Raw genomic sequence first — 12583 nt, forward strand, 5'->3', positions numbered from 1 at the left:
ACACGACGCCGACAGCGGAGGCCGCCCGATGCCTGGTGACAGACTCACCCTCCAGGACCGACAGCAGATCGCCGCAGGACTGCGCGAGGAGCTGACCTACGCCGCCATCGGCCGCCGCATCGGACGGCCGACCTCCACCGTCACCCGTGAGGTGATGCACAACGGCGGACCGCGCGGCTACCGCGCCGAGGCGGCCCACCGGGCCAGCACACGACGTGCGCGTCAGCGCGGGACCAGTGCGCCAACACCGTCACCGGGCAGGGCCGACCTCGGCGGGCGCGATCCACGGCTCGTGGACGAGGTGGACGCGCAGAGCATGGAACTGATGATTCAGGCAGGACTCCCGCAGATGATGGCCAGGGTGCTCGGCGCGCTGTTCACCACTGACAGCGGCAGCCTCACCTCCGCGGAACTCGTGCGACGCCTGCGCGTCAGCCCCGCCTCCATCTCCAAGGCCATCGGATACCTGGAGAACCAGGCACTCGTCAAACGTGAACGCGATCCCCACAGTCGCGCCGAACGCTACGCCATCGACGACGACGTAGCATTCCAGTCCATCATGGCCAGCGCGCGCAACCAAACCCGGATCGCCGAAGCTTGCAAGATCGCAGCCCAGAAACTCGGCACCGCCACCCCCGCCGGCGCTCGACTGGAAAACACGAGCGAGTTCCTCCTCCACGTCATCGACGACCTGGTCCGCTCAGTCCAGCACTGGCACAAGATCTACTCCGCCCACCCTCGACAGACGTCCGAAACCGACGACTGAACAGATCACGTTGAACACAGGTCTCGCCACGTCGCTTCCGTCGCGATATCAAGCATCCGCTTGATAGGCCTTACCGCTGAGACAGCTTCCGCGCAGGAATCATCGTTCTCGCGCGCAGGCGGCCACAACATTGTCACGTGATCAGGAAAGAGACACCACTCGGCTCGCCAGGGCCAATTGATCCTGTTCGCCTGCCTCGAGCATTCGCCTGCAACCCGGGCGGCAGGCTGCTGCGCGAACACCGCCTTCGGGCTGTGGCAGGGCCTCGGCACGATGTCGCCTATCATGGCCGAGGGGCACTAGCACCGTCCTGCCGGACCACGATCCCAAGTTGGCGTCCTGCCGCAAGCGCTTCTTCTTGCACGCCATAAGAAGGAGCTGAAATGGGGCCAGGGGCCAGCATCCACGAAGCGGCATCCTTGCCGATTCTCGTCGTGTCCGGCCTGCCGACCGTTGTGTACGTGGTCTTGGTCGCAGTAACGGCACTTACGGCGATCCGCACAAACGACAAAGACCGCCGCGAGGAGGCCTTCAAAGTCTTGAGAATGCTCCTGCCGGGAGGTCGCCGCCGCAAGCAGGCCGCGACAATGGAGCGTTTGACCTTTTGCGCCGTCGGCGTCCTGGCCAGCCCACGCTGAGAGCCGATCTTGCGATCCTGTCCCGGATTCTGGAGCGCAGCAACCTCGTCGCACCAGCAATCAAGCAAGTGCTCGAGCAGTGCAGGACACAGGCGCCGCACGTGCGGTCAATCGGGCTTAAAACCACGTCACGGTTTAAATTGCCCGTGCGCACACGGAACGTACAGATAACGGACTCGTCCGAATCGCCTAAGACGACTTCTCTTTCCGGATGGCGCTGCAATCTTCGCGAAGCTCCAGGAGCGTGCGGTCGTCCTTGACCCGCCGCCATGTCCGCTAGCCCTCGGTGACCTTTCCCTTGCACGCCGCCAGGATCGCGGCCGACGGGGTGCGGTGGCGGCTTCCGGACAGGCGAACCCCGCCGCGCGCACGGAACCAGTATTTCCAGCCCGTTCTGATGCCGGCACCCGAGCGGCGAGCGCACCGGAGGGCTGGGCGAACCACCGACCGTCGTCCAAGCGAATGCCTCCGTCGGCGACGCGTGCTTCGTGGGCGATCCCCAACCGCAGGACGGCGACAGCACAACGCTTCGCCTTCCCGAAGATGTCCGGCCGATACCAGCGGACGCAAAGCGCCCACAGGTTTCCCGGGCGCGGCCGCCGGATCGACCGTTGCCTACCGGTTCATGACGTCCGCGACGAGCGGCGCGATACGCCGCGGCCAGCCGACGTCCAATCCTCGCGCGGTCTCGGCACATTCCCAGGCACCGCCAGAGGCGGCCAGGATCCTCACATCGGCGAGACCCTCCCAGGCGGCCGGCCGCCGGGATCAGCTGCACAACGACGTCGCCGTCGTGGCGACGCGCGTCGGGTTCCGCCGCCAGCAGTTGCCCGGCGAACAGATCCAGTTCTCCCGTGGCACGGGCAATGTCGACCGCCACGGCCAACAGCCCCCACGCGTCGCAGGGAAGTTGCAGGAGCGACACGTTTCGCCCTCCGCCACGATCAGCGCGGCTTCCGGGGGGTGAGCATCCGGTCGATAGTGCTCAACCCCGCCGTTCTCGCGGTTATCCGCGCACGGGACTACCCGCATGGCAACGTCGACCGCGCGCCCTCGCCCGAACCCGCTCGCATTGATCGTTGCCCAAGCCAACCGCTGAAATGCCCGGCGATGGCGTCCGCGAGTTTTGACCGCACTTGTTCGTGGATTCTGAACGCACATGTTGATCGCCTGTCATGATCAATATCGCTGAGGTTCAACCGCGCTATGGCGTTCCTCGCGGTCAAGCCTGGCCGCCGCTCGATGCCCTAGTGCTTGCCTCGTTGCGGACCACCAGATTGCCAGTGGCGGAGTCACCGACGGCAGCGCAGAAGTGGAACAGGTTATCGCGCTGTCGATCGGTGAATACCGTGCTCCCGTAGGCGCGCTATGCGGCATGTGCGGGCGATTGGTCGATCGCCGTCTTGTCGACCACCTCGCGTCCCAGCAGCAGATACCACACCGGTTGCAGCGTTCCCACGCACGTCCCGATGGCGTGCTTCGACAGCTGCGCGCCCTCTGACATCACCCTGATTGGCCCGCCACACGCCGTGGGAGCGTCAAAGTGAAGACGGCGCCACCGTCGTTGTGCGCAGTGAGGTCACCACCGTGGACCAGCGCATTCTCCCTGGCGATGGACAGTCCGAGCCCGCTTCCCTCCGTCTCCCGGCGCGCGTGATCGCCCCGGACGAACCGGTCGAACAGGATGGGGAGCAGGTCCTCGGGGATGCCCGGGCCGGAGTCGGAAACCGCGATCGCTACGTCGGCGGCGGTGCCGCGGATCGACACGGTGACCGGGGTCCGGCCGTGCCGGACGGCGTTGACCAGGAGGTTGCACACGATGGCGTGGACGCGGCGCGGATCGGCGACCACGGTCGTGTCGCCGGTGCCCGTGGCCCGGACCTCCGTGCCCGGCACGCTGACCTCGATCGCGTCCTCCACCAGTTCGGGCAGATCGACCGGTTCGGGGCGGAAGTCCGTGGACCCGGCGTCGAAACGGGAGATCTCCATCAGGTCCTCGACGAGTTTCGCCAGCCGCCGGGCCTGTGTCGCGAGCAGCCGCTTCGCCCGGGTCCGGGTCTCGTGGCTGGCGCTGTCGAGGGTGTCGGCTGTGGCGACCAGCGAGGAGACCGGGGTCCTCAGGTCGTGGGCCACGTCGGCGACGAACCGCTGTTGCTGGCGGTCCTTGGCGCGTAGTTCCCCGACCGACTCGCTGACGCGCTGCGCCATGGAGTTGAAGGACGCGGCGAGGTCAGCGAGTTCGTCCCGGCCCTTGACCGGCACGCGCACGTCGAAGGCGCCGTCGCCCAGTTCACGGGCGGCGGAGGCGACCCGACGGACCGGGCGCTGGATGTACCGGGCGGCGAGCAGGGCGGCTCCGACACCGAAAACGGCGACGCCGAGGGCGAGACAGGCCAGCTTCCGCCGTTGTGCGGCCAGGTTCTGTTCGAGCGGGGTGAGGTCGAAGAACTGCACCATCCAGTAGGTGACGAAGTTTCCGCTGACCACGAGGACGTCCCGGCCGGTCGCCGGGTCAACGGTGCTCGCCGTCAGCAGGTCCGCCGGCTTGCCTGTGCGGACCAAGACCCTGTTCGCGACCGAGGCCACGACGCTTTCCCGGTCGGAAACGCGGATCGGAACCGGTTTCGGGGCCCACCAGAGGTTGTGCGCGCCGTAGTCCACCAGCTCGGCGGAGCCGTCGGGTCTCTTGGTGAACAGTGCCCACTCCGTCGTCCTGCCATCCATCGCACGCGCGAAATCCGTCACGGTGCCGTTGCCCGCCATCGCTTGTTCGAGTACCGGCCATGTCTTGTCGAAAAGGGCGCTGACCGACGATTGCGCGGCGAAGGTGAATCCGGCGATCGCGTCGTCTTCCTGCAGCTTGGTCGCTGCGAAGGCCATCACCGCGGTCGCCGTCGTCGTCACCAGCACGACTGCCGCCGTGATCCGCACCCGGAGCCCGAAGGCCGGCAGCTTCACGGGTTCACCAGCCGGTAGCCGAGCCCGCGCACCGTCCGCAGCACCACCGGATTCGCCGGGTCGTCCTCGATCTTCGCCCGCAGCCGGGCGACCGCCGCGTCGACGATCCGCGAGTCGCCGACGTAGCCGTAGTCCCACACTCGCTTCAGCAGCGCCTGCCTGCTGAGCACCTGGTTCGGCTGCTCGGCGAACTCGACGAGCAGCCGGATCTCGGTGGCTGTGAGCGCGATTTCGGCACCGGCCCGGGTCACGCTCATCGCCCCGACGTCGATCTCCAGGCTTCCCGCCCGCAGCAGGCCCGCCGACGGACCCGCGGCGGTGACCGCGCGACGGCCGACCGCCTTGATCCGCGCGTCGATCACCCGCGGTTCCGCGGGTTTGACCACGTAGTCGTCGGCACCGCATTCCAGCCCGACCACGATGTCGATCGGGTCACCGCGAGCGGTCAGCAGGATCAGCGGCAGCCTGCTCCTGGCGCGGATCCGGCGGCAAACCTCGAAGCCGTCCATCCCGGGCAGCATGACGTCGAGCAGCACGAAGTCGAATTCGAGCCGGTCGGTGAACAGCGCCTCCAGCGCTCGTTCCCCGGTCGGCGCCACGACGACGTCGTGCCCGAGCGCTTCCAGCGCCAGCGTGAGTGCTTCGGCCAATGCCCGGTCGTCCTCGACGAGCAGGAGTCGCGGCATAGGGCCCCTCCAAAGATCAAGTTCGTGTCCGATTCTAGGGACGCTGGGGCGCGTGCGCGGTGAATTCGTGCGCAACCGTGGCGGTGTCGTGCGGTTTCGTTACAAAACATCCGCGTTCTCGGGTTCAAGGCTCCAGGCAGTCCCTGTCACTTCGCCGGTGGCGCTGACTTCGACGCATGCCCGTCCGAACCGGACGTCGCCACGGCCTTGCCGAAGCTCTGCATGCGAAGGCATTCCTGGCGTATGTCACGACGCGAGCAACTCGATCACAGAACCGTGCGGAATGGTCGATCTTCGATCGCGGCAGGCACATGATCCTTTCCTAGCCTGGACTCCGAGAGATTCCTTGAAGAGCTGAGCGATGACGACCTTGCTGCCAGGACCAGTGCGGGCGCTGCAGCTGGGCAGTATGGAGCGGTCGTCGCATACGGTGCGCGAGCGGTATCCAGCCCATCGGGGAAACCGGCCGCGCTCGTGAATTAACTCGGGAACCGGAATTCGATTCGAAACGTAAGGGCTAATCTTCTATGGATACCGCTGTATCCGTGGCACCTGCCGCGGTCAATGCCGCCCGCGATTCGAAGGCGACGAGAACTCGCTGGAATCTGACAGTCGTTGCGGGCTCGGCGTTGCTCATCGCGGTGCTGGGGTACTTGACGCGCTGGATCTGCGACGACGCGTTGATCTTCACGCGTGCGGTGGAGCAGATCCTCGCGGGAAACGGACCTGTCTACCAGATCGGCGAGCGGGCGGAGACGTCAACCAGCGCACTCTGGCAGTGGCTGCTCGCGCTGGCCGGATTCCTCTTCGGACAGCCGGATACCTCGACGATCTCGTGGGTGCTCGGTCTTGTGCTCACCGCGGTCGGGTTCGGCCTCGCGGTCGATGCCGCGCGGCGGCTGCACAGCCGACGTCACGCGACGGTGCTACTGCCCTGTGGCGTCCTCGTGCTGCTGGGATTGCGGCCCGTCTGGGAGTACGCCACCTCCGGCCTGGAGACCGGGCTCAACACATTCTGGATGGCGGCCAGCTGGTGGCTTCTCGTACGGCTGCGCGAGCGGGGCTCGACGAAAGCGCTCTTGTTCGCGGCCTTCACGATCGGGCTCGGCCCGCTGGTACGGCCGGACCAGGCACTGGTTGCCGCGGTGTTCCTCGCCGCGTTGTGGTTGACAGTCCGGCCCGGCTGGCGCTTGACCCTGGGTGCCGTCGGCACCGCGGCCACACTGCCGGTCGCCTATGAAATCTTTCGGATGGGCTTCTACGGCATCGTCGTTCCGATGCCCGCGCTCACGAAGAACGCGGGCGAGTCGATGTGGCCGCGCGGATTCGCCTACGTCGCGGATTTCGCCGGTCCCTATCTGTTGTGGCTGCCGCTGGCCGTGGTCATGTTCGTGTTCGCCGGGCTGCTGCATCGGCTGGGCGGCAGGCGCACCGATCTGATGGTGGCGCTCGCCCCGGTAGTGGCGGGTGCGCTGCACCTAGCGTACGTAGTGAAGGTCGGCGGAGACTACATGCACGCGCGCATGGCGCTACCGGCCCTGTTCCTCATCCTGCTGCCTGTCCTCGTGGTTTCCCGTTCGAAGAACGCGGGTGTAGCCGTGGTGGTCGTGGTTGTCTGGGCGTCCCTCTGCGCGGGCTTGTGCCGGTATCCGGCGGTGGACGGCTCCGTGCACGGCATCGACGACGAGCGTGCGTACTACGTCGCCTGGACCGGCAGCTCGCATCCCACGGATTCCGCGACCTACGTTCAGCAGCTCCAGAGACTGAAGAACGTCGTGACGGCCGAGGCCGTTTCGGGGCATCGAGCACTGATTTACCACGGTTTGGGCCCAGGCAACGACATCATCACCACGCCCATGCGCACGGGTATTGCGGAGAAGGCCATGGTCGTCGGCGTGTACCTCGGCACGGCCGGGATGCTCGCGCCCACTGACGTCGGGATCGTCGATTTCTGGGGCCTGGCCAACCCGATCGGTGCCCGGTTCGAATTCCCGACGGTGAAACCGGGACACTCGAAACCCCTCGGCAACGCCTGGCTGCTCGCCGACTACGCCGCCCCGGCGGCACCGCCCCACCCCTCGGGAAACTTCGCGGTATCCGGCACCGTCACCTCGGAACAGGTGATCGCGGCGCGGCACGCACTCAGCTGCGGGGACCTCGCCGAGATCCAGCAATCCGCACGAGAACCGTTGACGTTCAAGCGCTTCTGGGACAACCTGACCGGCGCTTGGCACCGGACCCGGGTCACCATTCCCCCGGACCCCTTCGAAGCCGAGCGAAAATTCTGCGGACGACCGTGAACCAGGAATCAGCACCTGGCCACCGCCAACGAGTCCTCAGCGACACCTCGGTGTCAGCCATGAGCACACCCGCCGATCTGCCTGCCCCGCACGACAACCCCAATAGCGCAGCAAACACTCGCCTGACGACGATCATCCACTGCGCGAACACACGGCAATCGGCAATAGCTGACGTCCAGTCGCTGTCGCCGTGGTCGGTCAGCCGCGCACGGCGGCGCGGCGATTCGCCCCGCGAGGCGGGCCAACACGCACAAGGCCGTGCCACCCACACAGTGGCAAGCGCCTCCGGCAAGTGACACCTATCGCCTGTAGCCGCAAGCGTTGGCATGGCGGCTTCGACACCGCAGTTGTCGCCGACTGGCCAAGCTAGTTGTCGCCAGTCGCATCCGCGCCCTGACGTTCACGACATGGTGGGGGCGGCCGCGCTCGGGTTCATTGGCGCTTGCGGGGCAACTGAGGCGGCCAGCTCGTGACGTCTCGACGTGACGATCGCTGATGCCGCGGCGAGTGCGAGCGGCTCCGGTGACGTCCGTTCGCCGTCGACGAGAGCGTGGCCGGGTCGGCAAGCGGGCTGTGTTCGCGTGCGGGATGCCCCGGGCACCGTGCCGAGCGCGACCGGAAACGCGGCTATTTGCCGTTCACGAATGATTCGATGCCGTCGATGACGCGCTGGAGGCCGAATTCGAAGGCGTGTTCGGCGTCGTGGACGCCGTTGTAGTGGGTGGTCGCGGCGGTGCCGACGCGGATCGCCAAGGCGTAGCGCCGGTGGTCGAGCAGCCGTTCGAGGTGGGGGGCGAGGGTGGACCACCACTGGTCGTCGCCGTGTTCGGCGTGCGCGGCGAATTTCCTCCTCTCGACGAGGTTCGCGGTCGCGCCGTGGACGTATTCCAGGACGAGGGTCAGCACCGAGTCCATCTCGACGTCGGTCAGCCCGATCCCGGCGACGGCGCCCAGTTCGGCGTTGTATTTGGCGATCACGCCGGGTCCCAGGGGCGGTCGCCGGGGGAACAGCGGCAGCAGCCAGGGGTGGCGCTCGAACAGCGCGCGGTTGGCGCGGGCGACCTGCTCCAGCCGGGCACGCCAGCGACCGCGGCTTCCGTCGCCGTACCGGATCTCGGCGCTGACCCGGTCGACCATGATGTCGAGCATCTCGGTCTTGCCGGGCACGTACCGGTACAGCGACATCGTGCCGACGCCGAGCCGCTCGGCGACCCGGCGCATCGACAGGTTGTCCAGCCCGTCGGCGTCGGCGAGTTCGATCGCGGCCGAGACGACCCGGTCGAGGCTGAGCTCGGGTTTGCGGCCGAGGCCGGAGTGGGGTCGCGCGTCCCACAGCAGTTCGAGCGTGCGTACCGGGTCACCGGGACCGGCGGACGTGGCCACAGGCGTCCTCCCTTGTTTGCGTGTACTGTACGCACAGAGTTTGCGTATGGTGTACCCAAATGGAGGTCTAGATGGTTGCGGCATCGTTTCGAGTGGGTCTGCGGGTCGGCGACGTGGAGGCCGCCGCACGCTTCTACCGGGGGTTCGACTTCGACGAGGTCGGCGGCGTGCCCGGCCCCGACGGCCGGCCGGTGATGACGATCCTCCGGCGCGGCGAGGTGCAGTTGATCGTCGACGCCCTGGCGGGCATGCCTTTCCCCGACAGCGAGCGGGAGCGGCAGACCCAGGCCGGCCCGCGCGGGCTCGGCGTGGCGATCGGCCTCGGCGTGGACGACCTCGCCGAGAGCTACGAGTACTGCCGGGCCTCCGGGTGCACAGTCACCGCGGAACCGGCGGACCAGGCGTGGGGCGACCGCGTGTTCGAGTGCATCGACCCCTTCGGCTACCAGTGGGAATTCTCCCAGCCCGTCAAGGACTGGGAGGCCGCCGCCGGACTCGAAGCCGCGCAGGCGACCTGGTTCGGCACCCGGTGAACCCGTCCGGAGCGGAGGTGCGGATCAGCCCGGTCGGATGGGTGGCCAGGCAAGCACGGCTGTACGAGGAGTCCGAGGGCGCCAAGGGAACCACGGTCAACGGCGCGCCCTGCCTGCTCCTGGACTACCGCGGCCGGCGCAGCGGCCAGTGGCGCCGCACCGTGCTGATCTACCACCCGGACGACGGGGCCTACCTGGTCGTCGCGTCCAACGGCGGCGCCGACAGCCATCCGCTGTGGTATCTCAGCATTCAGCAGCATCCCGACGTGAAGGTGCGGGTGGGAACCGACCGGTTCGCCGTCCGCGCCCGCACGCTGTCGCGCGAGGAGAAGTCCGACGCGTGGCCAAACCTGGTCGAGGTCTTCGCGCCCTACGCCGCCTACCAGCGCAAAACCTCCCGCGACATCCCAGTGGTGCGACTGCACCCCCAAACCGGCGAGTGATCGCACAGTGCCGACACCGAACCTCAGCCGAGCGCTCTCGACCCGGGCCAGCCGCGCACGGAACCTCGGAGAAAATCCCCAGCAGACCAGCGACGACGACAGCGACACATCCAACGCGAGCCCGGCTGCCGGCTCGGAACGACGGAACCCGTGCACAGCAACCAGAAAGCAGCAACCCCGCGACGGCATGCCGCGCTCCTTCGCGAACCCGCAGTTCCATAAGCCGGCCCCGACAACCGGCACCCCGGCGACGAGAGAATGGCGGTCAGATGACAGACAGCGTGGCCAGCCGCAAACCGTGTGACAGCAGGTGCCAGTTGGCATCATCGTGACGTCCGACGTGGCTGTTCCTCGTCGAGCGCAGGCGGCAGACGGCATGGAACACCGGCAATTGCCGGCATAGCTGACGTCGCGTCTGCCGGCTTCGGCGCGGTGTGCTTGGACGGCGCGGTGGTGGGCGAGCAGGCACCAGCGTGGTCGCACGCGTGCAGCCGGGGCGGAGCGAGTCCTCGTCCGTTGACGGCTGTGCCCGGTTGCGACCGGAGGACTTCCCGCGTCGGTGGCCGGCGGTGGTCCGACGGGGCGGCGGTGGCGTATCGGTCCCGGCTCGGAGGAACCTTCCGGGGTGTCGACAGCTGCGCGAGAGCCGGCACGGCGGTTCTCGCGGCACCCGGGGTTCACGGCATCGTCCGGGGCTGGAGCGTCTGGCCAGCCCCGGACGAATGCACGGGTTCGAGTCGCCGGCCGAGGCGCAGCTGTCGTTGATGCTCTATGTCGCCGGCCAAAGATCATTTTCTGGGCAGATCCCGCCGTTGGGATCGTCAGCCAGGTTGATGAGCGGCAGACGATAGACGGCGTGTCCGCGGTTGCGCATCTGCTCCAGGCGCTGAACAGGTTGGCTTCGCCAAAGCTTCGAATGTGGCCAGTCGGCGGGCGATGCGGACAACGCGCTCCGGCGGCCGGAGGGGTTGCTCGCCGACGGGTTGCGACTGCTCGGCCATGACCATGCGACAACCCCGGACGCTTGTGACTCTCGCGAACAGACGAGTTCAGGCGGGTGGTGAGGCGGGGGCAGCAGCCGGGTTGGAGGAGTTGCCCTCCGACGTGTGCGAGTGCTTGGCCCTGATGATCTCGGCATCTGGGCACCCGCAACAACCCCGCCTATTTGCGGGACCACGCGGGGCAATGCGACCGGAGCGGCAGTCTCACGTCTCACATCTTGTCTCATTTGGTCTCACGTCGAGGAACGCCGGGGCTCAGCGGGATCGCTCGTCAGGTAGCGGTACGCCGTCGCCCTGGACACGCCCACCATGCGGGCGATGTCCGCCACGGTGTGGGTCCCGGCGGCCTGGAGGCGCCTGGCCGCGGCCATCCGGTCGGCGGTCATCACGCGGCGGCGGTCGGTCCGGCTGTGCGGGAGAACTGGCGACGGCACCGCAGAGTCGCCGATGTCGCAGAGCAGTCGGGCGGCCGCGTCGAGCGCCTCCCGGCGCACGTCCTGCGGCGGGTCCTCCTGGTGGAACAGCGCGGGGCGGGCGAGCAGGGCGAGCGTGGCCGAGGCTCGCACGCGCTCGCGCAGGCCGGCCCCGGGGCCGGCGATGATCCGCGATGCCCGGTTGTTGATGGCCACCACCCGGCGATATACCGGATCTCGCGCCACCCAGGCGGCGTTGGCGATCGCCAAGACCCGCAGGTGCCCGAAGGACGCATCCAGAATTCCTTCGACCACCGCCCATCGGGCGCTCTCCGGCTCCATCTCCTCGGCCGCGTCCAGGACGCCCTCCAATTCGGCCAGCATCGGTTCGGCCAGCTCCGTCAGAATCGTGTCCTTGGCCGGGAAGTGGTACAGGACCGCCGCCTTGGTCAACCCGAGTCTCCTGGCGATCTGGCTCAACGACGTCTCGATGTAGCCCTGGCGCAGGAACAGGTCGGCGGCGACCTCCAGAATCCGCGAGCGGGTGTCCGGCGCATGTTCCTCGTCCACGCGCACGACTGTACGTCATCCTGACCGTCGGTCACTCGCGTGCTAGATTTCCCTGACCGACGGTCAGGCGATCGAGGACTGGCCGCCTCATTCGGAAAAGAGCGTGTCCGATGTACCAGGTCCTGATCTTCGCCGCGATCCTCGCCGCCGCCATGCTGGTCGGGCTGATGGCCACCTTGCTGAGCGTCATGCGCGCCATGTGGCGCGGTCAAGCCGACGACGACGCCGCGCGGAACCTGCAGGACTTCCTTCGCCACGCGGCCACCAACCGGATCCTGTCGACACTGACGATCATCCCCATCGCCTGCTCGATCGCCCTCGGATTCCTCGGCGCCCCAACCGCCGCCAAGTACGCGTGCGCGATGACCGCCGGCGGCGTCTTCCTGACAGGCTTTTTCCTCTGGACCGCGGTGTTCAACCTGCCCATCTACACAACAGTGTCACGATGGGACCTGGCAACGACCCCCGCGGACGTGCGCTCGGTCATCAGCAGGTTCCACCGCGTGAACGCCGTCCGCCTCTGCGCCGCGCTCATCGCCAGCGGACTGTTCTTTCTGGCCGCATGACACCCGCCCGCTCATCGGCACGAGCTGACGTTCCCCGCCGAAAACGGAAGCCGCACAACACCGTCTTCGACGACCGCGGGCGACGTCGGCGCTTGACGACGACCCGGCAACTGCCGCTCCGAGCGCCGCATCAAACAGCCGCGTGCCCGCGCGAGAAAACGTTGCGGGGCTTCGACTTCGGCGAGAACCACAACGTCGGCCCAGCCGTCATCCATACCCCGACGTCCTCGATCAAAGCGCACGCGCAATGAGCTTGGTTGATCTCCGCAGCGACGCCAGGATGCAACGGACTCATCGCTGGGGTCTCGACTTTCGGATCGCCGGCG

Annotated in this window: 11 protein-coding genes; 6 read left to right on the forward strand and 5 right to left on the reverse strand. The window is 67.5% G+C overall.

Going from position 1 to position 12583, the window contains the following annotated elements:
• Nucleotides 1-28: 28 nt before the first annotated feature.
• Together ACFORO_RS41440 and ACFORO_RS41445 are read left to right on the forward strand one after the other, a co-directional pair.
• On the forward strand, nt 29-766 hold the full coding sequence (locus ACFORO_RS41440; protein WP_377875853.1) for a GbsR/MarR family transcriptional regulator: 738 nt from the start codon (nt 29-31) through the stop codon (nt 764-766).
• Between the two features lie 383 nt (nt 767-1149).
• Nucleotides 1150-1404, forward strand: coding sequence for a hypothetical protein (locus ACFORO_RS41445; RefSeq protein WP_377875851.1), 255 nt, complete (start codon nt 1150-1152; stop codon nt 1402-1404).
• 1366 nt (nt 1405-2770) lie between these two features.
• Here ACFORO_RS41445 and ACFORO_RS41450 read toward each other — a convergent pair.
• The 3 genes from ACFORO_RS41450 to ACFORO_RS41460 are packed head-to-tail and all read right to left on the reverse strand — an operon-like array spanning nt 2771 to nt 5048.
• Entirely contained in the window at nt 2771-2908 is a 138-nt protein-coding gene (locus tag ACFORO_RS41450; protein WP_377875849.1) for a hypothetical protein, read from the reverse strand.
• On the reverse strand, nt 2908-4362 hold the full coding sequence (locus ACFORO_RS41455) for a sensor histidine kinase (RefSeq protein WP_377875847.1): 1455 nt from the start codon (nt 4360-4362) through the stop codon (nt 2908-2910). Before ACFORO_RS41455 ends, ACFORO_RS41450 begins: the two co-directional genes overlap by 1 nt.
• Nucleotides 4359-5048: a response regulator gene (locus ACFORO_RS41460; RefSeq protein WP_377875845.1), complete on the reverse strand. Its 690-nt coding sequence runs from the start codon at nt 5046-5048 to the stop codon at nt 4359-4361. Before ACFORO_RS41460 ends, ACFORO_RS41455 begins: the two co-directional genes overlap by 4 nt.
• 545 nt (nt 5049-5593) lie before the next feature.
• Here ACFORO_RS41460 and ACFORO_RS41465 point away from each other — a divergent pair.
• On the forward strand, nt 5594-7348 hold the full coding sequence (locus ACFORO_RS41465; RefSeq protein WP_377875843.1) for a hypothetical protein: 1755 nt from the start codon (nt 5594-5596) through the stop codon (nt 7346-7348).
• Between the two features lie 627 nt (nt 7349-7975).
• Here the strand turns inward: ACFORO_RS41465 and ACFORO_RS41470 are convergent.
• The gene (locus ACFORO_RS41470; RefSeq protein ID WP_377875840.1) at nt 7976-8731 is read right to left on the reverse strand and encodes a TetR/AcrR family transcriptional regulator; all 756 of its coding nucleotides are present in this window, start codon (nt 8729-8731) and stop codon (nt 7976-7978) included.
• Nucleotides 8732-8802: 71 nt separating this feature from the next.
• Between ACFORO_RS41470 and ACFORO_RS41475 the strand changes: the two genes are divergently transcribed.
• Together ACFORO_RS41475 and ACFORO_RS41480 are read left to right on the forward strand one after the other, a co-directional pair.
• The gene (locus ACFORO_RS41475) at nt 8803-9264 is read left to right on the forward strand and encodes a VOC family protein (protein ID WP_377875838.1); all 462 of its coding nucleotides are present in this window, start codon (nt 8803-8805) and stop codon (nt 9262-9264) included.
• 17 nt (nt 9265-9281) lie between these two features.
• Nucleotides 9282-9707: a nitroreductase family deazaflavin-dependent oxidoreductase gene (locus ACFORO_RS41480; protein ID WP_377875836.1), complete on the forward strand. Its 426-nt coding sequence runs from the start codon at nt 9282-9284 to the stop codon at nt 9705-9707.
• Nucleotides 9708-10941: 1234 nt separating this feature from the next.
• On the opposite strand, the gene ACFORO_RS41485 is transcribed toward ACFORO_RS41480, so the two are convergent.
• On the reverse strand, nt 10942-11691 hold the full coding sequence (locus ACFORO_RS41485) for a TetR family transcriptional regulator (protein ID WP_377875834.1): 750 nt from the start codon (nt 11689-11691) through the stop codon (nt 10942-10944).
• A gap of 110 nt (nt 11692-11801) precedes the next feature.
• Between ACFORO_RS41485 and ACFORO_RS41490 the strand changes: the two genes are divergently transcribed.
• Nucleotides 11802-12257 carry an anthrone oxygenase family protein gene (locus ACFORO_RS41490; protein ID WP_377875831.1) on the forward strand — a complete coding sequence of 152 codons (456 nt, stop codon included), beginning with the start codon at nt 11802-11804 and terminating at the stop codon, nt 12255-12257.
• Nucleotides 12258-12583: the final 326 nt, after the last annotated feature.

Origin of the sequence: Amycolatopsis halotolerans, from assembly GCF_042647905.1 — a bacterium.
GTDB classification, from domain to species: domain Bacteria; phylum Actinomycetota; class Actinomycetes; order Mycobacteriales; family Pseudonocardiaceae; genus Amycolatopsis; species Amycolatopsis halotolerans.

Excerpts from the sequence above, each read along its gene's own strand:
- ACFORO_RS41440 (WP_377875853.1), top strand. The coding sequence starts at position 29 with ATGCCTGGTGACAGACTCACCCTCCAGGACCGACAGCAGATCGCCGCA.
- ACFORO_RS41445 (WP_377875851.1), top strand. The coding sequence starts at position 1,150 with ATGGGGCCAGGGGCCAGCATCCACGAAGCGGCATCCTTGCCGATTCTC.
- ACFORO_RS41450 (WP_377875849.1), bottom strand. The coding sequence starts at position 2,908 with ATGTCAGAGGGCGCGCAGCTGTCGAAGCACGCCATCGGGACGTGCGTG.
- ACFORO_RS41460 (WP_377875845.1), bottom strand. The coding sequence starts at position 5,048 with ATGCCGCGACTCCTGCTCGTCGAGGACGACCGGGCATTGGCCGAAGCA.
- ACFORO_RS41475 (WP_377875838.1), top strand. The coding sequence starts at position 8,803 with ATGGTTGCGGCATCGTTTCGAGTGGGTCTGCGGGTCGGCGACGTGGAG.
- ACFORO_RS41490 (WP_377875831.1), top strand. The coding sequence starts at position 11,802 with ATGTACCAGGTCCTGATCTTCGCCGCGATCCTCGCCGCCGCCATGCTG.